This window comes from Streptomyces sp. NPDC029139 (genome assembly GCF_055564335.1).
This window is the reverse complement of record NZ_JBVHWN010000006.1, coordinates 50,619-77,177: the sequence shown is the minus strand read 5'-3', so window position 1 is coordinate 77,177 and position 26,559 is coordinate 50,619. Positions and strand designations below refer to the sequence as shown.

Below are 26,559 nucleotides of genomic sequence, written 5' to 3'. Positions count from 1 at the left end.
GCGGCAGTAGAACTCGTTCCCATTCCACCCACAGTGAGGAACGAACATGGCTGTTTCACGCCGTGGATTCATCACGGGAACAGGTTCTCTTCTCGGCGCCCTGGCCCTCCCCGGAAACGCCTTCGCCTCGACCCCGCAGGCCCGTGTCCCCGCCCTGGTCATCGGCACCGGTTACGGGGGCTCCGTCGCCGCGTTGCGCCTCGCCGAGGCGGGCGTCGACGTGCACATGGTCGAGATGGGCATGGCCTGGGACACCCCGGGCCCCGACGGAAAGATCTTCGCCAACACGACGACCCCCGACCACCGCTCCTTCTGGCTCCGCACCCGGACCAAGCAGCCCCTGAGCCAGTTCCTCGGATTCCCGCTCGACAAGGACGTTCCCCGGCACACCGGCATCCTGGACGCCGAGGAGTTCGGTGGCATCACGGTCTACCAGGGCCGGGGCGTCGGCGGCGGTTCACTGGTGAACGGCGGCATGGCGGTCACCCCGCGCAGGGAGAACTTCGCGGACGTCCTGCCCTCCGTGAACGCCGACGAGATGTACGGGGTCTACTACCCCCGCGCCAACGCCGGCCTCGGGGTGAACCACGTCGACCCGTCCTGGTGGGAGAGCGCCGCCTGCTACCAGTACGCCCGGGTGGGCCGTAAGCACGCCCAGCGCTCCGGCTTCCCCTTCGTCTTCGTGCCCAACGTGTACGACTGGGAGTACATGAAGCAGGAGGCGGCCGGGACCGTCCCCGCCTCAGCGCTCGCCGGCGAGGTGCTCTACGGCAACAATCACGGCAAGAAGACCCTGCGGCAGACCTATCTCGCGCGGGCCAGGGCGACCGGCCGGGTCACGGTCGCGCCGCTGCACAGGGTGACATCGGTCTCCCCGGCGTCCGGCGGCGGCTACACGGTCGTCATGGACCGGCTCGACACCGGCGGGAACACCACGGCCACCACGTCCGTCGTCGCGGACCGGGTGTTCTTCGCGGCCGGCAGCGTCGGCACCAGCAAGCTGCTGACCATGCTGAGGGCGACGGGCGCGCTGCCCCGCCTCAACGGCGAGGTCGGCCAGGGCTGGGGCGACAACGGCAACGTGATGTGCGGCCGCGCGAACCACATGTGGGACGCGACGGGGAAGCTCCAGTCGTCCATGCCGACGGCCGGGATCGACAACTGGGCCGCGGGCGGGGCGTTCGCCGAGGTCGCGCCGCTGCCCACCGGCATCGAGACGTACGCCTCGTTCTACCTCTCGATCACCAAGAACCCGCACCGCGCCGCCTTCTCGTGGAACCCGGCGGCCGGCCGCGTCGAGCTGAACTGGCAGACCGCCTGGAAGCAGCCGTCCATCGACGCGGCCAGAACCATCTTCGACAGGATCAACGCGAAGGAGGGCACGATCTACCGCACCGACCTGTTCGGCGCGCACAAGATCTGGGGCGACCATCTCACGTACCACCCGCTCGGCGGCGCGGTGCTCAACCGGGCCACCGACAACTACGGACGCCTCCACGGCCATCCCGGCCTCTATGTGATCGACGGCGCGCTGATCCCCGGCAACGCCGGCGTCAACCCGTTCGTCACCATCACCGCGCTCGCCGAACGGAACATCGAGAAGATCATCGCCACCGACCTCTGAGGGCCTCCACCTCCGAGGTCTCCGATGTCCTGCCCTCCGGTCACTGTGTGGGCAGCACACACACCGCATCGAGACCCAGCACCCGGTTGAGCCGCCCGAACGCCAGCCACGAGCCGATGCTCATCGTCAGCTCCACGATCTCGGCCTGGCTGTAGTGCGCGGCCATACGACTCCAGAACTCATCATCGAGACCATGATGGTCCAGGGCGTACCGCTCGGCGTACTCCGCGGCCAGTCGCGTGCGGTCGTCGAAGGCATCGGTGGTGCGCCACCGGGTCACCGCGTCCGCGAACGACTCCTCGACCTTCGCGCCGTCGCGTTCGGTCCGCCAGTCGAGGCAGAACAGGCAGCCGTTGATCTGCGCGACGCGCAGGCGCGCGGCCTCGAACTCGCGCAGCCCCAGGGTCGTGTGGGCGTACACGGACAGGGAGAACTGGGAGGCGGCCGTCCCGATCTCGGGGACGATCTCGCCCCACACGTACTCGATCGGATGCCTGCCCTCGGGGACGTCGATCCTCATGCCTGCTTCCTTCCCAGTGTGCCGACCGCGGGCCGCAGCGGGACGTCCAGTGCGTCGTAGAGGCCGGGCTCGGCGTCCACGAGCCAGTCGACGGCGTTCACGAGCCGCCCGACGGCGGTGGCGTTCCCGCCCGCGGAACGGTTCTCGCCCTCGTCGCTCGCCTCCACCGTGACCTCGATACGCGGGCGCCCCTCGATGACCACCCGGTGCGCTCCGGTGCCGTCGGGAGGCGTCGGCCAGTCGGGGGCGCAGGAGGGGTGGATCCGGGTCACGTGCTCGATGACGATGCGGGGCTCTCCCCCGACGATGCCCTGCACCTCGAAGCGGACGGCGCCCTGGGTGCCGGCCTCGAACGCGCCCATCGTCCGGGTCGTCACGGTGGTGTCGAGGGCGCGCCGCTCCAGGGTCTCGCGGATCTCGTCGAGCTCGACGCCGAGGGCCCGGGCCATGAGGCGTATCTGGCCGCCCCAGACCATGGTCGGGACCGAGGGGGCGAGCATCAGCGGCTCGTAGGCCATCGGGTGGCCCATGCCGATGAGGTGGCGGACCGAGTCCTCCTGCTCGTAGGTCGAGTAGTCGAAGATCTCCTGGCAGCGGATCGCGTCCACGGTGGTGCCGAGTCCGCTGATCAGCAGGGGCAGCACGTCGTTGCCCCACCCGGGGTCGACGCCGGAGACGAACAGCGAGCCGCCGCCCTCCGCGACGGCGGCGAGCACCGGGTCCCGGAACTCCGGCGGGGCGCCCCGCGGATCGTAGAGCGGGTAGAGGGCGGGGGTCACGACCACCGCTCCCCCGCGGACGGCCCGGACGACGTCGGCGAGCGCCTCGTCCGGGCGGATGTCGCCGGACGCGGCGTACACCACCGCACGCGGGCGGGCGCCGAGCACGGCGTCGACGTCGTCGGTGGCCGCGACTCCGAGGGCGCGGTCGAGGCCGGCGAGCTCGCCCGCGTCACGGCCGACCTTGGCGGGGTCGTGGACGAGGACGGCGGTGAGCGTGAGCGCGGGGTGGGCGTCGACGGCCCGCAGGGCCGCGCGGCCGACGTTGCCGGTGCCCCAGACGACGGTCGGAATCATGCGCGGAGACTAACCTGACGAGCCGTCAGTTCCTAGGGTCGTGAACGGACCGATCCCCCGTCGGTTCCGGCGCCCCTCCGGCTCCGGGACGATCCGGGAGGCACATCCCGGCCGTCCGGCCGCCCGGGCCCCGCCGTCACGGTGCGTCACCGAGCGCGGCCCGCTCGCCCTGGCTAGCGTGGGTCACGGCAACCCCATCGAGAATCATCGATCGGAAGAGAGTCACCGTCATGGCCGCACGACCTGAAGGCACGCCGGTCTGGACCGACGCGATGTTCACCGACGTCGAAGGAGCCAAGAACTTCTACGGCGAGGTGCTGGGCTGGACCTTCGGCGAAACCTCCTCGGAATTCGGCAACTACACCCAGGCACTCCGGAACGGCAAGGCGGTCGCGGCCGTGGTCCCGCCCATGCCGGGGCAGGACACCCCGCCGCAGTCCGCCTGGTGTCTGTACTTCTCCTCGCCCGATGTCGCCGCCACGGCCGAGAAGATCAGGAACAGCGGCGGCACCCTGCTGATGGAGCCGATGGCCGTCGGCGACTTCGGTTCGATGTGCCTGGCGCAGGACCCCGCGGGGGTTCTCTTCGGCGTGTGGCAGCCCGGCACGCACGAGGGCTTCGAGCTGGAGGGCGAGACCGGCAGCTACGCCTGGAGCGAGGTCTTCACCCGGGAGCCGGCGAAGTCGGACGCCTTCTTCACCTCGGTCTTCGGCTACGACGCGAAGACGATGAAGGACGAGCAGGTCGACTACAAGGTCTTCGACCTGGGCGGCGAGATGCCGGTCCTCGGCCGGATGACGATGACGCCGGAGGACTTCCCGGCCGAGATCCCGCCGTACATCCAGATCTACTTCGCCGTCGACAACTGCGACCGGGCCGTCGAGACGGCGGAGAAGCTCGGCGGACGGAAGCTCTTCGGCCCGATGGGCAGCCCCTTCGGGCGCTTCGCGTCGATCATCGACCCGCAGGGCGCGGCCTTCGCGGTGATCGACCTGACGACCACCGAGGGTGAGATGCCCGAGATGGTGTGAGCCGCAGGCGCGATGGTGCCCGGGGCCGCACGGCTCCGGGCACCGTCGCGTCTCAGTCCGCGTCGCGGACGGCGACGATCCCGTTGAACACGCCGATGTACGCGGTGCCGTCCGGTCCGATGGTGATCGGGGCCCAGTTGTTGTCGTAGGCCGCGCCGGTGCCGGTGAACCGCTTCCAGGCGCGCTGCCCGGTGCGGAAGTCGACGGCCGTCAGGTACCAGGCGTCGATGCCGAGGGCATGGGGCTGCTTCTCGTAGAAGTACAGCAGGCCGTTGGCGGTGGACAGCTTGGGCACGGTGGAGGGCGAGCGGACGTCGCTCTCCCAGACGGTGTCACAGCCGCTGCCGTCGGGCCGGACGTCGATCCGGGTCGCCCCGCCGACGACGCTGCGGCCGAAGGTCAGCGTGGTGGGGTTCTCGTAGCCGTAGTTGTTCTCGACGACGAGGCTGTTGCCCCAGCTGATCAGGGAGTTGTCGGTGGTGGAGGCGCCGGAGCCGAAGACGGGGACCGTGCAGACCAGACGCTCGGCCGCGGGGACGCCGGCCCCGCGCCGGTAGACGAGGACGTTCATCCGGTCGTCGGCGTTGTCGGTGATGGCGACGTACTCCGCGCCGGCGCCGAAGAGGTCGGGGGTGGTGCCCGAACCCTGGTTCACGGAGCCGGGTTTGGTCCCCGTCCCGCGGTCGTACGTCTGACGCCACTGGATCCGCGGGGTGCCGTCGGGGTCGGCGCGGAAGCTGTACAGGGCGTGGTCGGAGACGATGGAGACGCCGTCCTCGGCCACCGAGAAGGAGTTCTGGATCTCCTCACCGGCGAGCCGGATCGATCGGAGTGCGCCGGTGGCGGGGTCGACCGTGCCGACGCGGCCGAGCCGGGTCACCCACCAGACGCGGCCGTCCCAGTCGGGCATGACGGAGGTGACGGGGTCGCAGACGCCGCTCGGGAAGAGGTTCGTCCAGCTGACGCAGTCGTGCGGGACGAGCGAGGTGAGGTCCCAGTCGTCCTCGACGGTGAACTGCCATCCCCCGTCGGCCTTCCGGCTGTGTGCGACGCGGAGGATGTGCCCGCGGGAGTCGGCGAGGACGACCCGGTCCCGGTGGTCGAGGTAGAAGTAGGCGCCGCCGGAGGTGTCTTTGAAGATCTTCTCGAAGTCGAGGCGGGTGACGGCCTCGACGGTGGAGGACCGCTGGGGCAGGCGGTACTCGGCGAGCGTGTCCAGGGTGCGGGGGTCGAGCAGCTTGAGCAGGAAGCCGGAGAAGGTGCCGCAGACGGTGAGGAGGCGGCCGGCCGAGTCGAAGGTGACGGTGGCGCACTCGCCGCCGAGGGCGGCGATCCGCTCGCTGGAGACCCTCGGGTCGCGCCCGAGCGGCCCGGGGTGGGGATGGGTGCCGCTGCCCGCGCCGTCCGCGTGCATCCCGCTGCGCCCGTTGGGGGCGAGATACGGATGCTGGGCGGGTGCCTCACCCGGCACCGGCCGCGCGGTCGCGGGGGCACCGTCGTAGTGGTCGACGAGCCGGTGGCCCGGGGCGAGCGGTATGTCGTCGGCGAGGGCGACGGGTGCGGCGAAAGCGAGGACGGTCGCGCTCACCACGGCGATCAGGGCGAGCGCGCGGGCTCGTCGGCTGGGGGTGGTCAAGAGGGCTCCTCGGGTGCGTGCGTCGGTCGCGCCGGCGGCCGACGTTAGGCCCGAGTCCATGAGATGTACATGCAACTGCCCGTGGTTTCATGAGCAGTTCGCGAAGCCGAAACATGCCGGCGACCGCGTCAGGGCCTGAGGCTGCTGACCACATCGGCGGTGGCGGCGACCCCGTTCTGGATGGTCGGCGCCATGCTCGTGCCGGCGAGGAAGAAGCCGAGCAGCGCGCAGACCAGCGCGTGGGACAGCTTGAGACCGCCGCTGCGGAGGAAGATCACCGCCAGAACGAGCAGCAGCAGCACGACAGAAATGGATACGGCCATCGCCCACACCCTCCTTGCGCCGCGCCGGAATCGCGGCGTTCGGCGGCCAGTGTGGCGCAGTGAGGGCGCCGTCCGGCCGTACGGCATGCCTGCCGAACGGGTGACGTTCACCCGGCGGGGGTTCCACCACGGCGGTCGGCCTCCCGGGGAGGCGTCACGGAGAGGGTTCGGGCAGGGCGCGCCTCAGCGCCTTGTCCAGGCTCTGCGCGAGTTCCTCGTCCGAGGGTGGGCTGTCGTCGAACAGCCGGCTCAGATGGGTGGTGAAGGTCTGGGTGAAGGCTCCGTAGTGCGGTGTGCGGGGGCGTTCGACCGTCTCGCCGCGCAGCGCCCGGAGCAGGGTGGTGCGCGCGTACAGCGGGCGGCCGTCCTCACGGGGCATACGGTCCGCACTCTCCGCCGACGACGAGGGAGCGGAGGCCGCCGGGAGCCGGCAGGAGACCGTGTCGTCCTCGTACGCCGACGTGCGTGTGGCGGCGAACCCCTCGTCCAGCAGGCAGCGTTCGCTGGCCGGGTCGGTGAGGAACGCGACCAGGTCCTGGGCCGCCTCCCGGCGCTCGCCCGAGACCGCCGTCGTCAGGGCGAGGTTCTGGCCGCCCAGTACCGCCTTGCCGGGCAAGGGGGCGACGCCGAGCCGCTGGGGCGGGAGAGCCTGGTGGAGGGTGCGGTAGGCGTAGGGCCAGTGGCGCAGGAAGGTGGCCTTGCCGTCGATGAAGTCGGTGAGGGACGCGGCTTCGTCGGAGCCGGCGGCGTCCGGGAGGAGGTACGCCTTCTCCGTGCGGGCGCGCAGCTCCTCCAGTCCGTCCTCCAGAGCGTTCACGCTCCCCGTGTAGCGGCCCTGTTCGTCGGTCAGACCGCCCGTGACCGAGGCGAACGCCTCCATGCCGCTGACCGTGAGACCTTCGTACGGGGCGAGTTGGGCGGTCCAGCCCGCCTCGACGCCGGGGAGGTCGGCCTGCTCGACGGTCCTGATGAGGTCACGTACCTGCTCCCACGTGGTGTTCTCGTCCAGGCGGATGTCCCCGCGCACTCCGGCCTGTTCCAGGTGGTCGCGGCGGTAGTAGAGCAGTCCGACATCGGTGTTGAAGGGGACGGCGTAGGTCTTGTCGTCCCAGCGAGCCGTACGGGCGACGGAGGTGATGACGTCGGTGTCGACGAGGCTCGCGTCGAGTTCCTGGATGAGCTCCGCCTCGGCGAACTCCGGTACCCACGTGACGTCCAGGTTGACCACGTCGTACCGGGCGCTGCCCGACTGCAGGGCGCCGAGCAGCTGGCTGCGCTGCTGGTCGGCGGAGCCCGGCAGCTCGACCAGGCGTGCCTGGTGGGTGTTGCCGGGCCGCTCGTTCCACTCCTTGATCAGCTTCTCGCGGATGCCGCCCTTGCCGGTCACGTCCCGGCCGCTGGCGATCACGAGCGGCGCGCCGGGGTCGGTCGTCCGCTCGGGTGGCGTGCCGCCCTCTTCCGTGCAGCCGCCGAGCGCGAGGAGAAAGGCGAGGAGGAGGGTGACGCGTCGCGGGCCCCGGGCCCTCATGTCGCCTCCCCCGTACCGGTCCTGGCGACCTCGTCGCGCAGTCCGGCGATGAGGTCGCCCGAGCTGTCCAGACACCGGCCACCGCTCGCCGCGGCGATCCGCTCGCCGGCCCGTCCCCCGGCGCAGCCGCCGACGTCCAGGGACGCCATGACGACCGGGACCCCGCCCTGTCGCAGGGAGGTGAGCAGTCCGTCCATCCTGTCGCCGATGCGGCTGTTGTCCTCGTCGTCCGTGACGAAGACGATCAGCCGGGGCCGGCTGTCGTCCCCCTCGTCCTCGGTGGCCATGGCGGTGGAGGCGGCCCGCAGCGCCTGGAAGGGGTCGGCCTCGTTGCCCGCGAGCCGGGCACCGCCGACGGTCTTCCTGGCCGCGTCGCGGTCCTTGTGCCGACCGAGGTCCAGCAGCGGGGTGTACGGGCGGGCTGCTCCGGGCGCCGACGAGACCGACCACACGCCGTACTCGTCCTGGCCGCCGAGACCGGCGAGCGCCTGCTGGACGATTCCGGGCGCGCCTCCCGGCCCGTCCCACACGTCCTTCATGGAACCGGAGTTGTCCAGCAGGAACAGCACCCGGCCCGGGCCGTCGGCCTTGCGGTAGCCCTCCAGAGCGGCGTTCATCGTCCTGGCCTCCCCCGCGTCCGGCAGCCGTCCGGGATCGGCGAGGGCGCCGGCGGCCGGCGGGGACGCGGCCGGCGAGGCCGAGTGGGTGTCGCCCGGCCCGGCGCGGTAGCCGTCCGCGGTGAACACCGCCACCCCGGTCGGGCCGGTCAGCCAGGCGCGGAACCGTTCGACGGCGCTGTCCCGGGAGTCCTCGTCCCGGTCGCCGCCGTCCCACACGACGTGCACGAAGGGCAGTGCGAGCCGGGGTACGTCGGAGGGGTACTCGGCCACGCGGGGAGTCCGGGTCTGCCGCCCGCAGCCCACGCCCGTCCGCAGTAGATGTTCCGGTACGAGCGCGGCGGTCCTGGTGTCGACGGCGGCCGCCTTGGGCAGGTCGCAGAGCAGCGCGCGGCCGTCGGGCAGCGGACGTCCGGGCGCCAGTCCTCGTTCGACGGCCGCCGCGGCTCCGGGCCGGTTCCCGTACAGGCCCACGGTGGCGAGCAGCCCGGAGTCGGTGTGCTCCGGGTCCGTCCGGGCGACGACCGCGTCGGCGGCCCGCGCGCGCAGCGCCTCGGTGAACTGGCCGAGGGTGCGGCCGGACCGGTCCTTCTCCGAGCCCTCGGCCAGGTGCGCGGGGACGGCGAGGACCATCGGCGAGTGGACGAACGGGTCGTGCCGCGTCAGTTTCACCGACGATCCTCCGCCGCCGTAGGACCGGGCGCGTTCGACGGCGGCGGCCGAGCCGGGGATCCAGATGTCCGGCTGGGGTCCGACGTCCCGCTGGGGGTTGGTCTCGGGGTCGGGGTCCTGCCAGAAGCGGGAGGAGTCCCGGAAGGCGGCGACGGCGTCGGTGGCCTTGGCGCTGTAGACGGTGATGCCGCTGCGCCGGCAGTCGCCGTCCCGGTTGGCGTCGGACTCCAGATAGGCGTTGACCGCCTTGCGTACGGTCGGCTCGGCATCCGCGTCGGTGAGCAGCCTCAGCTCCAGCGGTGTCGTGCACGCGCCTTCCGGCAGGGCTTGGAAGAGGGTGTACCCGAGCAGGGCGACCAGAGCCAGCCCGAGGGCCGCCCAGGCCAGGACGGGGAGGCGGCGCCATCGGGGGGCGCGCCGTGGCGGGTCCGGCGGAGGGGGCGGAGGAGGAGGCGCGATGTCGGGTCGCGGCACGGCCAGGACGACGTCGGCGCCGTCGGCCGGGCAGCTCTGCGGCACCCACGGGGTCGGCTTCTTCCGCAGGGTGGTGTGGTGCGCGGACATGTGCGTCCTGAGCGCGTCGGCGAGCGCGCCGAAGCGCACCTCGCCGCCCTCGCCGTCGGCGCCCTGTTCGAGCACGCGTACCAGGTGGGCGGTGAAGGGCGTGGGGGTGTCCGAGTCCCCCGCGTCGATCCTGTCGTTCGCCTGGACGCAGGCGAGCAGCGAGACGCGCCCGCGCTGGTCCGCCGGCAGCCTGTTCCAGGCCGCCGAGGCGTTGCCCGCGTGGCAGCAGTCGAGGACGACCACGACCTGTTCCGCTCGCGCCTGGCACAGGGCCGGGAGCACCTCGCTCCAGCGCACGGCCTGCAGGAACGTCGGAGGGTCCCCCGGCACGATCGTCGTACGGGGCATGCCGAGCCACAGTTCGTCCGGCTCGTTGTAGCTGGACACCAGCCCGTGCCCGGCGAAGTAGAGCAGGAGCAGCCCGTCCGCGCGGTCCCGGGCGTCCAAGAGGTCCCGGAAGAACCGGTCGGAGCCCGTCGGGCTGCTGGTGGTGATGTCCTCCTCGCGGAACACCCCGCCCGCTCGCAGCGCTCTCTTCAGCTCCGTGCTGTTGTGCCGGACGGCGGCGATGTCGCCCAGTACACCGGACGGGTCCGGGGGCATGTCGGAGGTGTAGGCGTGCACCGTGACGAGCAGGGCGTGGTTCACCTTTCCGCGCGGGTCGAAGCGCGCCACCGGGCTACCTCGCGTCGCCGTCCGAGGTGACGTCGAAGTCGGGAGGATCGTCCTCGCCGACCGACCGGCGGTTCTCCCGCCACTCCCGCACCGCGGACTTCGCCTGCTCCAGGAGCTCGACCAGGACGACGCCGGTCACCCCTTGGAGGACGACGAGGGCGATCTCGGTCCCCATGCCCATGGGGGTGCCGTGGTCGTCCGGCGTGGCCCGCTGTTCGACCCGTAACTCCCCCTTCTCCAGATGCTCCTTCACGAACCGCTCGCGGTTGAGCCAGGTCAGCAGTGCGTCGATGTCACTGCGTGATGTCTCCTGGACCGGCCTGATGCGGATCTCGTGCCTCGTCACACCCTCCCCTGGCGTCATAACACACCATCATGGCACGGTAGTTGCCTCCACACGATCCACTGACGCGGAAATTCGAGGTCAGGGCGGTGCGCAGTCGGTCCAGTCGACGGTGCGGTCGCACCAGCGGTTCAGCAGGACGCGGTCGTGACCGACGGCGAGGAGGCCCGCGCCCGACGCGGCGCGATACGCCTCCACCGCCGCGACCAGGGCCGCGGTGGTCGAGGCGTCGAGCATGGCCGTCATCTCGTCGCAGACCAGCCAGCGCGGGCGCAGCACCAACGCCCGCGCCAGACAGGCGCGTTGCAGCTGGCCGTCGCTGACCTCGTGCGGACGGCGCGCGAGCAGGTCGTCCGTGAGACCGACGGCCGGGGCGAGGGCGGCGAGCCGTTCGGGGACCTCCGCGCGGCGGCCGCCCGCCCGCAGCGGCTCCGCGATGAGATCGCGCAGGCGCAGTCTCGGGTCGGCGGACATCCGGGGCTGCTGGAACACCACGCCCACCGCCGTCCGCGAGGACCGCGGCGCCCGGTGGCGCCAGGCCCGTACCTCCTCCCCGTCGATCACGACACGACCGGACTCCGGGCGGTGGAGCAGCGCGGCGACCCGGGCGAGCGTGGACTTGCCGCACCCGCTGGGCCCGAGCAGGCCGACCGACTCGCCGGGCGCGATGGTCAGCGACGCGCCCCGGAAGACCGGCGCGCGACGGTCGTAGCCGGCGGTGATGGCGTCGAGTTCAAGCACGGGGGCCCTCCGGGTGGTGGCAGGCGACGTCGGCGAGCGGCTGCGGAAGCGTGTCGCACGCCTCCGTCGCCCGCGCGCACCGCGGGGCGAACGCGCAGCCGGAGGGCAGCGCGGTCAGCTCGGGCGGCATGCCGGCGATCGGGGTGAACGCCCGCTCGGGCAGGGCGTTCAGCAGCCCGCGGGCGTACGGATGGCGCGGGCCCGGTTCGCCGAAGAACCGGTGGGCGTCCGTCGTCTCGACGATCCGGCCCGCGTACATCACCGCGACCCGGTCAGCGACGCGTTCCGCCGCGGCCAGGTCGTGGGTGATCAGGAGTAGGGCCCGGCCCTCGTCGGCGTGGCGGCGCAGCGCGTCGACGGTCCGTTCGACCAGGTCGCGGTCGAGGCCGGTGGTCGGCTCGTCCGCGAGGAGCAGCGGGGCGTCGCCGATCAGGGCGAGGGCGGTGGCCGCGCGCTGGGCGAGTCCGCCGGAGAGCTCGTGCGGGTAGCGGTCGAGGTGCCCGGCAGGGAAAGACACCCGTTCGGCGGCCGCCTCGGCGGCGGCACGGCGCTCCCCTCGCGGGACGCCGGTCAGCTCGCGGACGGTCTCCTCCAGGTGGGAGCGCACGGTCCGCACGGGCGTGAGGTGGGCGGCCGGGCTCTGCGGTACGAGGCCGACGCGCCGTCCTCGTACCGTGCGGGCCAGGGTCCGCTCGTCGGCGGCGAGCAGGTCGACGCCGTCGAGGTGGGCCGTGCCGGAGGTCTCCGCGTTGCCCGGCAGGAGTCCGAGGAGCGCGGAGGCGAGGACGGACTTGCCGCAGCCGCTCTCGCCGACGAGGGCGAGGCACTCCCCCGCCGCCAGGTCGAAGTCCGCGTCGGTGACGGCGGCGACGTGGCGGCCGCCGCGCATCCGGAAGCGGACGGAGAGCCCGCGCACGCTGAGCACGGCCTGGTCGGCCCTCCCCCTGCCCGCGGCGGGGGGACTCCCGGCGGTGACGGCCGCCGGGGGCCGTACGGCACGCGGGTTCACAGCATCAGCTCCGATCGGCGGCGCGGATTGAGCCGGTCGCGCCATACTCCGGCGAGCCCGGCGATCGCGAGGGTCGGCACGATGAGCAGCAGTCCGGGGAAGAGGGTGGGCCACCAGTCACCGGCGAGCAACGAGGAGCGGGCCGACTGGACGAGGTTGCCGAGGCTGGCCTGGTGGCTGGGCAGGCCGAGGCCGAGGAAGGAGAGCGCGGACTCGTGCCACATGGCGTGCGGCACCATGAGGACGGCCGCGAGTCCGGCCTGCGGCAGGACGGCGGGCAGCAGATGGCGCGTGGCCACCCGCCACCGCGAGGCGCCGCCGGAGATCGCCGCGTCGATGTAGGGGCGTGAGCGCAGGGAGAGCACCTCGGAGCGGACGATCCGGGCGGTCGAGAGCCAGTGGGTGAGGGCGACGGAGACGATGACCGGCCATACGCCCGGCCGGAACATCGCCACGATGAAGATCCCGAGCAGCAGGTGCGGCACGGAGGAGAAGGCGTCGACGATCCGCATCACGACCCGGTCGGTCCAGCCGCCGAGGGCGGCGGCCGCCGCTCCGACGGCGGTGCCGATGACGGTGGCGACGAGCGCGGCGACCAGGCCGACGAGCAGCGAGACGCGCAGCCCGTACACGCAGCGCAGCAGCAGGTCGCGGCCGACGTCGTCGGTTCCGAAGGGGTGCTCCCACGACGGTGGGAGGAGTTTCAGGGAGAGGTCGACGGCCTGTTCGTCGAGCTGGACGACCGGCGGTACGAGCAGCACGGCGAGGACGACCGCGCCGACGATGCCGGCGGAGGACCACAGCCGTACGCGTCGGGCCCGGAGGTCAGCCATCGAAGCCCACCCTCGGGTCGGCGAGCCCGTACAGCAGGTCGGAGAGGAGGTTGCCGAGGAGCACGGCGGCGGTGGCGAGCACGGTCAGCGCGGCGAGCAGCGGGAAGTCCCCGGAGGTCGCGGCCTGGACGGTCGCCGCGGCGATGCCGGGCCAGCTGAAGACGGTCTCCACGAGGAGGGCCCCGGTGATGAGTTCGGGGACGCGGGAGCCGACCAGGGTGAGCATGGGCAGCATGCCGGAGCGCAGGGCGTGTCCGAGCAGGACGGTCCTCTCCCGCAGGCCACGCGCGCGTGCCCCGCGTACGGGGTCCTCGTCCAGGGCGTCGCCGACGCCCTGCCTGACGTACAGGAAGAACCAGGGCAGTTGGGAGACGCCGAGGACGAGCGCGGGCAGCACCAGGTGGCTCGCCACCTGGTCGAAGGTGACGGTGGGGCTGGCGGTGTCGGTGAGTCCGCCGGCCGGCAGCGCCCCGAGCTTCAGCGCGAAGAACCAGATGGCGAGCAGCCCGAGCCAGAAGGCGGGTGCGGCTTCCAGGGTGTACGCGGCGGAGCTGACGGTCCGGTCGAGCCGGCCGCCGCGGCGGCGGCCGGCGAGGACGCCGAGGGCGGTGCCGAGCAGGATGGCGACGAGGAAGGCGGTGGTGGCCAGGAGCACGGACCAGCCGACGCGTTCGGCGATGACGTCGGCGACGGGCTGCCGCATGACGCTGGAGTCGCCGAGGTCGCCGTGGAGCGCGGAGGTGAGCCAGTCCCACCAGCGGGTGACGAGGGGCTGGTCGACGCCGAGGTTGGCGCGGAGCTGGTCGAGGTTCTCCTGCGAGGCGGTGAGTCCGGCGGTGCCGGCGTACGCCTTGACGGGGTCGAAGGGGGAGGCCGCGGCGACGGCGAAGACCGCGAAGGTGACCGCGAGGAGGACGGGGACGGCGAACAGGGCCCGCCGTCCCGTCATCCGTGCCATGGCCCCCCAGGGGAGGCGTCGGCTCACTTCTTCGCGTCCTTGGGGATCCAGCGCTCGACGTTCCACCAGGGCCCGGCGGCGAGGCCGTGGTCGTGCGGCTCGGTCTGGGTGGACAGGCCGTCCCAACTGTCGTTCACCACGTAGAGGTGGTCGATGTGGGTGAGGAAGGTGTAGCCAGGGTTCTTCACGAGCTCGCGCTGGACGATGTCGTACGCGGCCCTCCGCTTGACGGGGTCGTCGGTGCGGCGGCCGTCCTCCAGTGCCTTGTCGACGGTCTTGTTGTCGTACCGGGCCATGTTGTTGAAGCCGTCGCCGCCGAGGGAGGACTTCAGCAGGAGGTACTGGTCGAAGTCGGGGTCGCCGGGCGAGCCGCCGCCGGCGAGGACCGCGTCGGTCTTCATCCGGGGCTCGATGACCTCCCAGGTGCCGCCCTGGGTCTTGACGGAGATGCCGGCCTTCTTGGCGTCGGAGGCGTACGCGAGGGCGTGGTCCTGGCGCAGCTTGTCGCCGGAGAGGTACCACAGCGGGAACTCGGCCCGTACGCCGTTCTTCACGCGGACACCGTCGGGGCCGGGCTTCCAGCCGGCCTCGTCGAGGATCTTCTCGGCGCCGGCGAGGTCGTGGCGGCGCTCGGTGCCCTTGGCGAACCACTCGCTGTCCGTGGGGACGGGTCCGTAGGCGGGCTTGCCGGCGCCTTCCAGGATCTTGTCGACCATGGCCCGCCGGTCGACGGCGATGTCGAGGGCGCGGCGGACGGCGGTGTCCCCGGTGACCCGGTGGTGGGTCGGGAGGGTGACGGTCCGGTAGTCGTACGTCGTGGCGGTGTACGTCTTCCTGGCCGGGTCGTTCTTGAACCCGGCGGCCAGGTTGGGCGGCAGGATCGCGCCGTCGAGATCTCCGGAGCGCAGGCGGGTGGCGCGGACGTCGTCGTCCTTGATGATCGCCATGGTGAACTTCTTCACCCTGGGCGCCCCGCCCCAGTAGGTGGGGTTGGCCTCGAAGCTGAGCTTCTCACCCTTCGACCAGCCGGTCAGGACGTACGGTCCGGTGCCGATGGGACGGGTGGTGAAGGCGCCGGTGTTGACGTCCTGCTTCGCCGCGATGTGCTCGGGGGCGATGGCGAGGACGGTCCGCTGGGCGAAGGGCGCGTAGGGGTACTTCAGGGTGAAGACGACCCTGTCCTCGCCGACAGCCTTGACGTCCTTCACGGCGTCGAGCTCGGTCCGGGAGGGGTTGTTGGTCCGCGGGTCGAGCACCGCCTTGTAGGTGAAGACGACGTCCTTGGCGGAGAAGGGCTTGCCGTCGCTGAACGTCACGCCCTTGCGGAGCGTGTAGGTGTAGGTCATGCCGTCGGCGCTGACCTGGGGAAGGGCCGTGGCGAGGGCCGGCTGGAGCTTCATCTCGGCGTCGAAGGCGAGCAGCCCGTCGAAGATCTTGGAGTTGCCGTCCTTGCCGTAGCCGAGGAGCGGGCTGAGGGTGTCGGGCTCGTAGGCGATGCCGACGACCGCGGAGTCGCGGGGGCCGCCGGAGCCGGCGGCGGTCCCGCCGGGGTGGGAACAGGCCGCCGCGGTGAGGGCCAGAGTTCCGGCCAGTGTCGCGGCGGCCGCGCCGCGTATGGATCGGGCGGTCATCGTGTCCACACCCCTCTTGAAGATCAACTGTTATTGCGAACAGCATGCAATTAAACAGGATGTAAAGGGGTGTGGACACATGGGCCCCTTACTTCGCCCTACACCGGGGCGGGGAGGCCGACCAGGGCGGCGATCGCGTCCTGGTGCCGGCCCGCCGAACCCAGGGCGATCTGGTCGGCCTTCGCCCGCTTGAGCGCGAGGTGCGCGGGGTGCTCCCAGGTCATGCCGATCCCGCCGTGCAGCTGCACGCACTCCTCGGCCGCGTGGACCGCGACCTTCGAGCAGTACGCCTGGGCCACGGCCACCGTCAGCGGGGCCTCGGGACTGCCGGTGGCCAGCGCGTCGGCGGCGGCGCGGGCCGCCGCCCGGGCGTTGACGACCTCCAGCCAGAGCTGCGCCATCCGGTGCTTGAGCGCCTGGAAGGAACCGACGGGCCGGTTGAACTGGTGGCGTTCTCGGGTGTGACGGACCGTCTCCTCCAGGCACCACTCGGCGAGCCCGAGCTGCTCGGAGGCGAGCAGGCCGGCTCCCGCGAGCAGTCCGCGCCGGATCGCCGCCGCTGCCGTCTCCGCGTCGGCGAGGCGGGTGCCGCTCGCCCCGTCCGTGGTCACCCGGGCGAGCGGCCGGGTCAGATCGAGCGGGGTCTGCGGCACGACCGTGGCATCGGCGGCCGGAACCGCGTGGAGTCCGTCCGCGCGCGGCACGAGGAACACGTCCGCGGCGACGGCGTCGGCGACACCGGTCACGGTGCCGGTGGTGGGCGGCTGCGCGTCGGGGGCCGCGGACAGGGGCAGGGCGAGCACCGCCACCGTGCGGCCGGCCGCGAGACCGGTGAGCAGCTCGGCGACGGGGGCACTCGCCGTGTCGAGCGCGAGGAGGATCTCGGTCGCCACGACCGCGCTGGTGAGGAACGGCGCCGGGGTCACCGCGCGACCCAGTTCCTCCAGGACCACGGCCGCCTCGCGGTGGCTCGCGCCCTGGCCGCCGAGCTTCTCGGGTACGAGGAGTCCGGCCGCGCCCATGTCACCGGCGAGGGACTTCCAGAGGCCGGGGACGTACGGGTCGTCGCCCTCGATCCGGCCGAGCACCACGGTCGAATCGGCCCGGTCGGTGAGCAGGGAGCGGACCGCCGCCCGCAGGTCGTTCTCGGTCTCCGAGTAGAGCAGGTCCGTCATCGCGCGAGGTCCTTCCAGGCGACGTCCTTGTCGTTGCGGGGCTCGGCCGGCAGACCGAGGACGCGTTCGGCGACGATGTTGAGCAGGACCTCGGTCGTGCCGCCCTCGATCGAGTTGCCCTTGGAACGCAGATAGCGATAGCCGGCGTCGCGGCCGGTGAAGTCGACGAGCTCGGGTCGGCGCATGGTCCAGTCCCCGTACAGCAGACCTTCCTCGCCGAGGAGTTCGACCTCCAGTCCGCTGATGGCCTGGTTGAGGCGGGCGAAGCCCAGCTTCATCGCGCTGCCCTCGGGACCGGGCTGTCCGGCGACGAGCTGCTGGCGCAGCCGTTCGCCGGTGAGGCGGGCCACCTCGGAGTCGACCCACAGCTCGAGCAGGCGCCGGTGCAGATCGTGCGTGCGCAGCTCGGGGCGTTCGCGCCAGGTCGTGGAGACCGGACCGATCATCCCGCCCTCGCGGGGGATGCGGGCGCCGCCGATGGTGACCCGCTCGTTCATGAGCGTGGTCTGGGCGACCCGCCAGCCGTCGCCGATCTCACCGAGGCGGTGGGCGTCGGGGATGCGGACGTCGGTCAGGAAGACCTCGTTGAACTCGGCCTCTCCGGTGATCTGGCGCAGCGGCCGGACCTCCACACCGGGGTCGGTCATGTCGCAGATGAAGTAGGTGATGCCCCGGTGCTTGGGGAGGTCCGGGTCGGTGCGGGCGATGAGGATGGCCCAGCGCGCCACGTGCGCGCTGGAGGTCCACACCTTCTGGCCGTTCACCACCCAACCGTCACCGTCGCGTACGGCGCGGGTGCCGAGCGCGGCGAGGTCGGAGCCGGCGCCCGGCTCGCTGAAGAGCTGGCACCAGACCTCCTCGCCGACCCAGAGCGGCTTGAGGAAGCGCTGCTTGACCTCCTCGGAGCCGTAGGCCAGGACGGTCGGCGCGGCCATGCCGAGGCCGATGCCGATCCGCCGCGGATCGTTGTCGGGGGCACCGGCGGCGGCCAGTTCGGCGTCGACGACGGCCTGCAGGGAGCGCGGGGCGCCGAGCCCGCCGAGACCGACGGGGTAGTGCACCCAGGCGAGTCCGGCGTCGAAGCGGGCCTTGAGGAAGTCCGCGCGGTCGGTGGTGGCGGGCGGGTGCTCGGCGAGCAACCGCTGCGTACGGGTGCGCAGTTCTGCGGCGTCCGTCATGCGAGGGCTCCTTCCGGGAGGACGACGAGACGGCCGGTGGTGACGCCCTCGGAGACGCGCTGCACGGCGTCCGCCGCGCCCGCGAAGGGCACCCGCTCGCTCACCAGCGGCTTGATGAGCCCCTTGGCGGCGTACTCGGTGAGGGTCTCGTGGCAGCGCAGGATCGCGGCCGGGTCCTTCATGTTGTAGAGGCCCCAGTGCAGTCCGACGATCGAGTAGTTCTTCACCAGGGCGTGGTTGAGGGCGGGTGAGGGGATGGATCCGCTCGCGAAGCCGACGATCACGATCCGGCCCTCGAAGGCGACCACCTTGGCGGACTGGGCGTAGGCGGCGCCGCCGACGGGGTCGTAGATCACGTCGGCGCCGCGCCCGCCGGTGGCTTCCTTGACAGCGGCGATGACGTCCTCGGAGTGCCGGTCGACGACGACGTCGCAGCCGAGCGCGCGGGCGACCTCGGCCTTCTCGGCTCCGCCGACGACGCCGATGACGGTGGCGCCGGCCGCCTTGCCGAGCTGGACGGCGGCGCTGCCGACACCGCCCGCGGCGGCGTGGACGAGGAGCGTCTCGCCCTCCCGCAGCGCGGCGCGGCGGTGCAGGCCGAACCAGCCGGTCTGGTAGCCGATGTGGAGCGCGGCCGCTTCGGCGTCGTCGAGGGCCTCGGGCGCCGGGAGCACGGCGGCGGCGTCCGCCACCGCGTACTCGGCGAGGCCGCCGTGCGGGAGGACCGGGGTGGCGATGACCCGGCGGCCGTCCTCGGTCTCGCCGCAGATCTCCACGCCGGGGGTGAAGGGCAGCGGGGGCCGGACCTGGTACTGGCCCCGGCAGAGCAGGGCGTCGGGGAAGTTGATGTCGGCGGCGCGCACCTTGAGGAGGAGCTGTCCTTCGCCTGGTGTCGGCGTGTCGACCTCGTCGAGCTGCATCACCTCGCCCGGCTCGCCGTTCTCGTGCACTCGCCATGCCTGCATCGCGGTCCTCCACCAGCCGTCGTCCGTACTGCGCGGTCGGTCGCATACTAAGCGGTCGCTTGTGGCTGGTGGAACCATGCACCGCCCACTTCTTCGGCCCAGGTTCCTCGGTCAGGACTTCTTCGGCCGCGCCCTGACATGCATCCGCTCGCCCTGGGGCCCGAACAGGCTCAGGAACTCCACCGGCCCGTCGGGCGTCGGCCCGAACCAGTGCGGCACGCGCGTGTCGAATTCGGCCGCCTCTCCCGCGCCGATGATCACATCGTGCTCGCCGAGGACGAGCCGCAGCTTCCCGGAGAGCACGTAGAGCCATTCGTACCCCTCGTGGACACGCTGCTCCACGCGCCCGTCGCCCTTCTCCTGCACGATCTTGTACGCCTGGAGGCCGCCCGGCTGGCGGGTGAGCGGGTACATGGTCCGGCCGTGTCGCACGATCGGCTTGGCCCGCACCCGGGGATCGCCGGCCGGCGGGGCGCCGACCAGCTCGTCGAGCGGCACCTGGTGGGCGCGGGCGATGGGCAGCAGCAGTTCGAGGCTCGGCTTGCGCTGCCCGGACTCCAGGCGGGAGAGCGTGCTCACCGAGATCCCGGTCGAGGCCGACAGATCGCCCAGGGTGGCGCCGCGCTCCCGCCGGATGCGGCGCAGCCGAGGGCCGACCTCGTTCAGGACGGAGTCGATGCGTTCGTCTTCGGTCATGAGTCCATTTTGCGGAACCGGCAAGAACATTTGTCAAGCAGGGAAGGCGGCGGCAAGGTCGTCGCATGGACGCGAACACTTTTGAGCAGCAGCGCGACGAGCGCTACGGCGCCGACGGTTACGACGTGGTGGTGGTCGGCGGCGGCGCGGCCGGCCTGAGCGCGGCCCTGATCCTCGGCCGGTCACGCCGACGGACACTGGTGATCGACGCCGGCGAGCCACGCAACGCCCCGGCCGCCCACATGCAGGGGTTCCTCTCCCGGGACGGGATGAGCCCGGCGGACTTCCTGGAGGTGGGACGCCGGGAGATCACCGCGTACGGCGTGGAGTGGACGGCCGGACGCGTCACGGCGGCGGTCCCGGACGGCGCCGACGGCTTCGTGGTGACCGTGGACGACGGCCGTCGGGTCGAAGCGCGCCGGCTCGTCGTCACCACGGGTCTGGTCGACGAGCTCCCGGAGATCGACGGCGTCGCCGAGCGGTGGGGTCGTGAGGTGATGCACTGCCCGTACTGCCACGGCTGGGAGGTCCGCGACCGCGCCTTCGGGGTGATCGCGCATCCGATGCTGAGCGCCCATCAGGCTCTGATCGTCTCGCAGTGGTCCGACGACGTGACGCTCTTCCTGCACACCGCCGCCGGTCTCTCGGCGGAGGACCGGGCGCGGGTGGCGGCGGCGGGCGTGGAGGTGGTGACGGGCGAGGTGGCCGGTCTGGTCGTCGAGGACGACCGGTTCACCGGCGTACGGATGGCGGACGGGCGTGTCGTCGAACGGGACGTGCTCTTCGTCGGGCCCCGCCCGGCGCCCCGGGACGACCTGCTCACCATGCTGGGGGCCGCGACGCGGGAGACCCCGTTCGGCCCGTTCGTGGCGGTGGACGAGACGGGGCGGACCAGCGTGCCCGGCGTCTGGGCCGCGGGGAACGCGATCGGCGCCCAGGAACAGGTGATCAACGCGGCGAGCGGCGGCTACCGGGCGGGGGTGGCGATCAACATGGAGCTGATCATGACCGACCTGGACCGCAAGGTCGCGGCCACCGGCTGACGGAGCTTCAGTTCTCGGCCCGGGCGCGCTATCGATGCGGCATGACGGAAGAAGCACGGGACCTGCCCGGACTGCCCGCCCCTCCCCCGCTCGGCGCCGCCGCGCTGCCACCGGGGACGTACGAGGGGAGGGTGGTCCTGGTCACCGGGGGCGGCTCGGGCCTGGGGAAGGCCATCGCGGCCGAGTTCGCCCGGCTCGGGGCGGAGCTGCTGATCGTCGGGCGCTCGGCGGCCCGTCTTGAGGCGGCACGGGAGGAGCTGGCGGGGATCGGCGGGACGCGGGTGGCGTCCGCGGTCTGTGACATCCGCGCGCCGGAGGCGGTCGCGGCGGCCTTCGACGTCTGCGAGACGGTGCTCGGCTCCCGCCCGGACGTCCTGGTCAACAACGCGGCGGCCAACTTCCCCGTGCCGGCGGAGGAGTTGTCGCCGAACGGCTGGCGGGCGGTCGTCGACATCACGCTGACGGGCACCTGGTTCATGACCCGGGAGTTCGCCCGTCGCCATCTCGTGGCGCGGACCCCGGGGTCCGTCGTCAACGTGGGGGCCTCGTACGCCTGGACCGGCGGCCCGGGCTTCGCCCACTCGGCGGCGGCGAAGGCCGGGGTGAAGAACCTGGTGGAGACGCTGGCCGTGGAGTGGGGTCCGTACGGGATCCAGGTCAACGGACTGGTGCCGGGCCTGATGCCGCACGAGGACATGACGCCGGACGTCCGGGGCGCTCTCGACCGGGCGTCCCGCCACGACGCCCGGCAGCCCGCCCTGCGGGTGGGCCACCCCCGCGAGCTGGGCTGGGCGGCGACCTTCCTGGCCTCCCCCTACGCCCGCTTCGTCTCGGGGCACACGCTCGTCGTGGACGGCGCGAACTGGCAGCGCCGGGCCCTGGTCAACGACCCGGTGGTGCCGGTGCGTGAGCAGCTGGGACGGGGGCGGTTCGGAGAGTGACGCGCACTGGTCCACGCGGATGAACCGCGGCGCCCGCGGCTGCGGGGGGCCGGGCCGCGCGGTGCGGATCGGCGAGGGTGGCCGGACGACCTCCCGAAGCGGAAAGGCAGGGCACACCACATGCTCGGTACGGACTTCACCAAGGGCTCCCCCAACTGGATCGACCTGGGCAGTCCCGACACGGCGGTCGCCGCCGCGTTCTACACCGCCGTCTTCGGCTGGGAGTTCGTCTCGGCCGGCCCGGACGCCGGCGGCTACGGCTTCTTCCAGCAGGACGGCGGCACGGTCGCCGCCCTCGGACCGCTCACCGAGGAGGGGGCGACCTCCGCCTGGATGGTGTACTTCCAGACGCCCGACGCGGACGCCACGGTCACGACCGCGCGCGGCGCCGGCGCCACGGTGCGCGCCGAGCCCTTCGACATCATGGACACCGGTCGGATCGCCCAGCTGACCGACCCGGCCGGCGCCGAGTTCGCGGTGCGGAGGCCGGGCTCGGTGAAGGGTCTGGACAAGGCGTCCGAGGACAACGCCCTGTGCTGGGTGGAGCTGCACGTCCCGGACCCCGCTGCCGCTCTGGACTTCTACGGCAGGCTGTTCGGCTGGCGCTCGCAGGAGATGGAGGCGCCGGGGATGACCTACCGGGTGCTGTCCACCGCGGAGGGCGACCAGGAGGACGCCTCGTTCGGCGGGGTCGCCGAGCTCCAGGCGGGCGCGGACCACGCGCGATGGATCCCCTACTTCGCCGTGGCGGACGTGGACGACCTCGCCGTGCGCGCCCAGGGCAACGGCGGCTCGGTCCTCATGCCGGCGGCGGACATCCCGGACGTGGGCCGGATCGCGTGGCTGGCCGACCCGTTCGGCGCCACCTTCGCCCTCCTCAAGCCCGCGCCGCAGGGGTAGTCGGTCAGCCGCACGGGGTTCATCGGCCCTCGAAGTGCGGGGGACGGCGGGCGGCCTTGGCCGCGTAGCCCTCGCGGGCGTCCTCGGAAGAGAGGGTGAGCGCCGCGCCGAGGGCCGTGCGGTCGAGGGCCGCCGGCAGGGCGTGGTCGACGTAGGCATCGATGTTCCGTTTGATCGCGCGGACGGCGAGCGGCGCGTTCGCCGCGATGGCGTCCGCCGTCTCGCGGGCGGTGCGCTCCAGCGTGTCGCGGGGCGTGACGAGCTGGACGAGGCCGAGCCGTCCCGCGGTGCCGGCGTCGATGCGGCGGCCGGTGAGGGCGAGGTACTTGGCCCAGCCGGCGCCCGCCTCGCGGGCGATCCTCAGGTCGCCGCCCGCGTCCACGGCCACGCCGATGCCCGCCTCGGGCAGGGCGAAGACCGCGTCGTCGGCGGCGATCCGGATGTCCGCCATGAGCGCGAGCTCGAATCCGAAGCCCAGGCAGTAGCCCTGGACGGCGGCCACGACCGGCTGGGGCAGCCGGGCGAAGGCGGCGAAGCGCTCGTGGACCCAGCGGATGCCCTCGTCGTACCGCTGGATCCGCTCGGCGACCGTACGGCCGGTGATGCCCCCGCCGGGCGCGGTGACGTCGATGCCCGCGCAGAACGCGCGTCCCTCGGCCCGCAGCAGCACGACCCGCACGTCCTCGTCGAAGCGGATCCGGTCGGCCATCAGCCCGAGCTGCCGGCTCGCCTCCCAGCTCCAGCCGTTGAGCCGCTCGGGACGGCAGAGGGTGAGCACCCCGACCCCGCCCTCGACGGCGAGCGTGAGCCGCTCCTCGCCCTCCGGGATCTCCCTGTCGAGCGTGTCGATCACCGTGACCCCCTCGATTTCTGACGCTCCGTCAGGCTAGGGGGCCGGCGCCGAGGGCGGAAGCGCCCCGGCGGGTCGCCTCAGCGCGGGAACAGCTCGAAGGCGACGGTCGGCCGGTCGCCGTACCGGGCGGCGAAGCGCTCGTTGTTGCCCGCGAGGAACGTGCGGACGTACTCCTCCGGGTCCTGGTCCGTCAGGGCCTCGAGGTACGCGCGGTGGGCCAGCAGGGACTGGACGGACCGCTCCGTCCCGGGCGTGGCGTCGACGGCGTGGGTCGGAGTGTTCGATCCGGCGACCGCCACCCAGCGGACGCCGCCCCACGGCTCCAGGCCGCGCTCGGTCAGTTCGGGGAAGATCCACCGGTTGCCGGCGTCCCCCGCCGCGTCCAGCGTCGCCCGGCCGACCGCCACGTGGTCCGGGGTGTTCCAGAACCCGCCCACGCCCGGACCCCAGGTGTCCCGGTGGTTCAGGGTGATGACCAGCTCGGGACGGTGGCGGCGGATGGCCGCGGCGATGTCGCGGCGCAGACCGGGTCCGTACTCGATCACGCCGTCCCGGTGGTCCATGAACTCCACCGTCCGCACCCCGACGACGGCCGCGCTCGCCCGCTGCTCCTGTTCGCGCAGCGGTCCGCAGAGGGCCGGTGCGAGCGAGTCGATACCGGCCTCGCCCCGGGTGGCGAGGACGTAGACCACCTCCTTGCCGGCATCCGTCCAGCCCGCGACGGCGGCGGCGCAGCCGTACTCGAGGTCGTCCGGGTGGGCCACGACGGCGAGCGCGCGCTGCCAGTCGTCGGGCATGTCGTCGAGTTGCGGAGTGCTCGTGTCGATCATGAGCCGCAGGATACGGCCCTCACGCGTGAATCGCTCCGGAGAGGATCACCGAACGCGAGGCGTGACGGGGGCGGTCCGGGTTGAGCCCACGCCGCACCGCGAGCGTCACGGCGAGCCGCTGGGCGCGCACCAGCGCCGCCACCGGATCGATCGCGTCGGCGGCGAACAGCGCCCCGGTGGCCTCCACTTCGTCGCGCAGACCGGCCGGTTCCGGCCCCAGGCAGCAGACGAGACTGGAGCGGTCGCTGATGACGATCGGCCCGTGCCGGTACTCCATCGCCGCGTACGACTCCGTCCAGGCGCGGGCCACTCCACGGAGCTTGTGCGCGGCCTCGTCGGCGAGTCCGACCGTCCAGCCGGTGCCGAGGAAGGTGAACTGGCCGCGCTGCTCCCAGGCCGCGGGCAGCGGTTCGTACAGGGCGAGTTCGGCGTCGGCGATCGAGGGGGTCAGGTCCACCCCGAGGCCGGCCCGCAGCAGTTGGAGGGCGGTGGTGGCGAACCGGGTCTGGACCACGGAGCGTTCGTCGGCGTAGCCGAGCCCGATCACCTGGTCCGCGTGGTGCGCGGCGCGGCTGTCCGGGACGCTGGTCAGCACGAGGGTCGGGATGCGGCCGGCGGCCCGGGCGAGCAGCGTGGCCACCTCCGTCGTGGCGCCGGAGCGGGTGAGGGCGACGATCCGGTCGTAGCCACGGCCCAGCGGTGTCTCGTCGGAGGCCGGGAAGGCGTCGGTCTCGCCCGCGCCGAGGGATTCTCGCAGGGCCGCGTAGGCGCGGGCGATGAAGTACGACGTGCCGCAGCCGACGATGGCGATCCGCTCACCTGGCTGGGGCAGCAGGGCCGCGTGGTCGGCGGCCGTGTCGGCGGCGCGGCGCCAGCACTCGGGCTGGCCGGCGATCTCGGCACTGACGTGGGTGGTCATGTCCGGGTCCTCTCGTCGAAAGCGCTCCGGACGAGTTCTATACGCCCCGGGCAAGGGCGCACCATGAGCAATCAGTACGCACTGCTTGGACTTTTGCGCGCGGCGGCTGCGGCGGGCGGCGCGCCGCAGGAGGCCCGGACCACCAGCCGCGGCCGCAGCTGCACCTGGTGCAGCGGGGAGGCGTCGCCGTCGGCGAGCCGCCGCAGCAGGATCTGCGCGGCGAGCCTGCCGACCTGGAACTTGGGCGGTGAGACGGCGGTCAGCGGTGTCTCGGCGACGTCGGCGAACTCGTTGTCGTAGCTGATCAGGGCGAGGTCCTCGGGCACCCGCAGCCCCGCCCGGCGGGCGGCGGCGAGCACCAGGGCGGCTTCGCGGTCGCCGAAGCAGAGCCCGGCGGTGACCCGCGCGGTCCTCAGCTCGGCGATGGCCCGGTCCGCCCGGCCGGGGTTCCAGCCGTCCCGCTCGTCCCGTACGCGCAGCGGCTCGGCGAGGCCGAGGTCGGCGACGGCCCGGGCGAAGCCGGACTCGATGGGCGCGGTGGTCGGCGCGTCGGTGCGTACGAGGAGGGCGAGCCGTTCGTGGCCGAGGGCCCGCAGATGGCGTACGGCGTCGTAGGCGCCGCCCTCGTGGTCGGTGCAGACGTGCTCGGTGGGGTCGCCGGGGCCGTACGCGGCGAGCCGGCGCTCGACGAGCACGGCCGGCACGGGCAGCGCGAGAAGTTCGTCGGCGCGCCGACCGGGGTCGGTGGCGGTGTGCAGGGAAGGGACGAGCAGCAGCCCGTGGACGCCGGAGGAGAGCAGCCGCCGGAGGGCGGCGTCCTCCTCGTCGGGGTCGTAGTGCGAGCAGGCGAGGACGAGCCGGGCGCCGGCCGCGGCGAGCTCCCGTTCGATGCCCTGGAGGACGCGGGGGTAGTAGAAGGCGGTGTCGGGGACGAGGACGCCGACGACCCGGCGGTCACCGCCGGCCGTCCCGTCGCTCTCGGGTCGCTGGGCGGCGAAGGTCCCCGCGCCCTGTCGGCGCTCGACGAGACCGAGGGCGACGAGGTCCTCGTACGCGCGGCGGACCGTGGTCACCGAGAGGCCGGTCTCGGTGGCCAGGGCCCGCTCGGTGGGGAGCTTGGAGCCGGGGGGCCAGGTGCCGTCGAGGATGCCGCGCCGCAGTTCGGCCATGAGGGTCCGGAACTTCAGCTCCCGCCCGGATGCCGGTACCTCGCTGTGCGCCACCCCGGCTCCTTCGTGAACTCGCCCCGACCGCTGCCCGATTGCTGACCGATTGCGC

General features: G+C 72.7%; 25 protein-coding genes. 5 read left to right on the top strand and 20 right to left on the bottom strand.

Annotated elements, in window-relative coordinates; all coding sequences use genetic code 11:
• The first annotated feature begins 46 nt into the window (after positions 1-46).
• Entirely contained in the window at positions 47-1,624 is a 1,578-nt protein-coding gene (locus ACZ4VW_RS16145; protein ID WP_467962674.1) for a GMC oxidoreductase, read from the top strand.
• Between the two features lie 40 nt (positions 1,625-1,664).
• Here the strand turns inward: ACZ4VW_RS16145 and ACZ4VW_RS16140 are convergent, their stop codons facing one another.
• Together ACZ4VW_RS16140 and ACZ4VW_RS16135 are read right to left on the bottom strand one after the other, a co-directional pair.
• Positions 1,665-2,144, bottom strand: coding sequence for a carboxymuconolactone decarboxylase family protein (locus ACZ4VW_RS16140; protein ID WP_467962672.1), 480 nt, complete (start codon positions 2,142-2,144; stop codon positions 1,665-1,667).
• On the bottom strand, positions 2,141-3,220 hold the full coding sequence (locus ACZ4VW_RS16135) for an NAD(P)H-dependent amine dehydrogenase family protein (protein WP_467962670.1): 1,080 nt from the start codon (positions 3,218-3,220) through the stop codon (positions 2,141-2,143). The genes ACZ4VW_RS16140 and ACZ4VW_RS16135 overlap by 4 nt, the downstream gene beginning before the upstream one ends.
• A 230-nt stretch (positions 3,221-3,450) precedes the next feature.
• Between ACZ4VW_RS16135 and ACZ4VW_RS16130 the strand changes: the two genes are divergently transcribed.
• Positions 3,451-4,251, top strand: a complete 801-nt coding sequence (locus ACZ4VW_RS16130) for a VOC family protein (protein ID WP_467962668.1) — start codon at positions 3,451-3,453, stop codon at positions 4,249-4,251.
• A gap of 52 nt (positions 4,252-4,303) precedes the next feature.
• On the opposite strand, the gene ACZ4VW_RS16125 is transcribed toward ACZ4VW_RS16130, so the two are convergent.
• The 14 genes from ACZ4VW_RS16125 to ACZ4VW_RS16060 all read right to left on the bottom strand — a co-directional run bounded on the left by ACZ4VW_RS16125 (position 4,304) and on the right by ACZ4VW_RS16060 (position 19,795).
• Positions 4,304-5,887, bottom strand: coding sequence for a hypothetical protein (locus ACZ4VW_RS16125; RefSeq protein ID WP_467962666.1), 1,584 nt, complete (start codon positions 5,885-5,887; stop codon positions 4,304-4,306).
• Between the two features lie 128 nt (positions 5,888-6,015).
• A complete protein-coding gene (locus ACZ4VW_RS16120; RefSeq protein ID WP_467962664.1) occupies positions 6,016-6,210 on the bottom strand; it encodes a hypothetical protein in 195 nt (64 codons plus the stop codon).
• Between the two features lie 154 nt (positions 6,211-6,364).
• Positions 6,365-7,738: an extracellular solute-binding protein gene (locus ACZ4VW_RS16115; RefSeq protein WP_467962662.1), complete on the bottom strand. Its 1,374-nt coding sequence runs from the start codon at positions 7,736-7,738 to the stop codon at positions 6,365-6,367.
• Positions 7,735-10,266 (bottom strand): substrate-binding domain-containing protein, encoded by a 2,532-nt coding sequence (locus tag ACZ4VW_RS16110; RefSeq protein ID WP_467962660.1) that lies wholly within the window; start codon positions 10,264-10,266, stop codon positions 7,735-7,737. The genes ACZ4VW_RS16115 and ACZ4VW_RS16110 overlap by 4 nt, the downstream gene beginning before the upstream one ends.
• A gap of 4 nt (positions 10,267-10,270) precedes the next feature.
• Positions 10,271-10,612, bottom strand: coding sequence for a hypothetical protein (locus tag ACZ4VW_RS16105; RefSeq protein WP_467962658.1), 342 nt, complete (start codon positions 10,610-10,612; stop codon positions 10,271-10,273).
• A gap of 78 nt (positions 10,613-10,690) precedes the next feature.
• The gene (locus ACZ4VW_RS16100; RefSeq protein ID WP_467962656.1) at positions 10,691-11,350 is read right to left on the bottom strand and encodes an ABC transporter ATP-binding protein; all 660 of its coding nucleotides are present in this window, start codon (positions 11,348-11,350) and stop codon (positions 10,691-10,693) included.
• On the bottom strand, positions 11,343-12,239 hold the full coding sequence (locus tag ACZ4VW_RS16095; protein ID WP_467963173.1) for an ABC transporter ATP-binding protein: 897 nt from the start codon (positions 12,237-12,239) through the stop codon (positions 11,343-11,345). The genes ACZ4VW_RS16100 and ACZ4VW_RS16095 overlap by 8 nt, the downstream gene beginning before the upstream one ends.
• Positions 12,240-12,355: 116 nt before the next feature.
• Positions 12,356-13,192 (bottom strand): ABC transporter permease, encoded by an 837-nt coding sequence (locus tag ACZ4VW_RS16090; RefSeq protein WP_467962654.1) that lies wholly within the window; start codon positions 13,190-13,192, stop codon positions 12,356-12,358.
• Positions 13,185-14,150: an ABC transporter permease gene (locus ACZ4VW_RS16085; RefSeq protein WP_467962652.1), complete on the bottom strand. Its 966-nt coding sequence runs from the start codon at positions 14,148-14,150 to the stop codon at positions 13,185-13,187. The genes ACZ4VW_RS16090 and ACZ4VW_RS16085 overlap by 8 nt, the downstream gene beginning before the upstream one ends.
• 23 nt (positions 14,151-14,173) lie before the next feature.
• On the bottom strand, positions 14,174-15,781 hold the full coding sequence (locus ACZ4VW_RS16080; RefSeq protein WP_467962649.1) for an ABC transporter substrate-binding protein: 1,608 nt from the start codon (positions 15,779-15,781) through the stop codon (positions 14,174-14,176).
• 98 nt (positions 15,782-15,879) lie between these two features.
• On the bottom strand, positions 15,880-16,956 hold the full coding sequence (locus tag ACZ4VW_RS16075) for an acyl-CoA dehydrogenase family protein (protein WP_467962647.1): 1,077 nt from the start codon (positions 16,954-16,956) through the stop codon (positions 15,880-15,882).
• Entirely contained in the window at positions 16,953-18,134 is a 1,182-nt protein-coding gene (locus tag ACZ4VW_RS16070; RefSeq protein WP_467962645.1) for an acyl-CoA dehydrogenase family protein, read from the bottom strand. Before ACZ4VW_RS16070 ends, ACZ4VW_RS16075 begins: the two co-directional genes overlap by 4 nt.
• Positions 18,131-19,099 (bottom strand): NADPH:quinone oxidoreductase family protein, encoded by a 969-nt coding sequence (locus ACZ4VW_RS16065; RefSeq protein ID WP_467962643.1) that lies wholly within the window; start codon positions 19,097-19,099, stop codon positions 18,131-18,133. Before ACZ4VW_RS16065 ends, ACZ4VW_RS16070 begins: the two co-directional genes overlap by 4 nt.
• 111 nt (positions 19,100-19,210) lie before the next feature.
• The gene (locus ACZ4VW_RS16060; protein ID WP_467962641.1) at positions 19,211-19,795 is read right to left on the bottom strand and encodes a helix-turn-helix domain-containing protein; all 585 of its coding nucleotides are present in this window, start codon (positions 19,793-19,795) and stop codon (positions 19,211-19,213) included.
• A 65-nt stretch (positions 19,796-19,860) separates the two neighbouring features.
• Between ACZ4VW_RS16060 and ACZ4VW_RS16055 the strand changes: the two genes are divergently transcribed.
• The 3 genes from ACZ4VW_RS16055 to ACZ4VW_RS16045 all read left to right on the top strand — a co-directional run bounded on the left by ACZ4VW_RS16055 (position 19,861) and on the right by ACZ4VW_RS16045 (position 22,679).
• Positions 19,861-20,838 carry an NAD(P)/FAD-dependent oxidoreductase gene (locus ACZ4VW_RS16055; protein WP_467962639.1) on the top strand — a complete coding sequence of 326 codons (978 nt, stop codon included), beginning with the start codon at positions 19,861-19,863 and terminating at the stop codon, positions 20,836-20,838.
• 41 nt (positions 20,839-20,879) lie between these two features.
• Positions 20,880-21,779, top strand: a complete 900-nt coding sequence (locus ACZ4VW_RS16050) for an SDR family oxidoreductase (RefSeq protein ID WP_467962637.1) — start codon at positions 20,880-20,882, stop codon at positions 21,777-21,779.
• Positions 21,780-21,899: 120 nt separating this feature from the next.
• Positions 21,900-22,679 (top strand): VOC family protein, encoded by a 780-nt coding sequence (locus ACZ4VW_RS16045; protein WP_467962635.1) that lies wholly within the window; start codon positions 21,900-21,902, stop codon positions 22,677-22,679.
• Positions 22,680-22,698: 19 nt separating this feature from the next.
• Here ACZ4VW_RS16045 and ACZ4VW_RS16040 read toward each other — a convergent pair whose 3' ends face one another.
• The 4 genes from ACZ4VW_RS16040 to ACZ4VW_RS16025 all read right to left on the bottom strand — a co-directional run bounded on the left by ACZ4VW_RS16040 (position 22,699) and on the right by ACZ4VW_RS16025 (position 26,504).
• Positions 22,699-23,532: an enoyl-CoA hydratase/isomerase family protein gene (locus tag ACZ4VW_RS16040; RefSeq protein ID WP_467962633.1), complete on the bottom strand. Its 834-nt coding sequence runs from the start codon at positions 23,530-23,532 to the stop codon at positions 22,699-22,701.
• Positions 23,533-23,609: 77 nt separating this feature from the next.
• Positions 23,610-24,362 (bottom strand): PIG-L deacetylase family protein, encoded by a 753-nt coding sequence (locus ACZ4VW_RS16035; protein ID WP_467962631.1) that lies wholly within the window; start codon positions 24,360-24,362, stop codon positions 23,610-23,612.
• Positions 24,363-24,381: 19 nt separating this feature from the next.
• On the bottom strand, positions 24,382-25,281 hold the full coding sequence (locus ACZ4VW_RS16030) for an SIS domain-containing protein (protein WP_467962629.1): 900 nt from the start codon (positions 25,279-25,281) through the stop codon (positions 24,382-24,384).
• 71 nt (positions 25,282-25,352) lie between these two features.
• Positions 25,353-26,504, bottom strand: a complete 1,152-nt coding sequence (locus ACZ4VW_RS16025) for a GntR family transcriptional regulator (RefSeq protein WP_467962627.1) — start codon at positions 26,502-26,504, stop codon at positions 25,353-25,355.
• Positions 26,505-26,559: the final 55 nt, after the last annotated feature.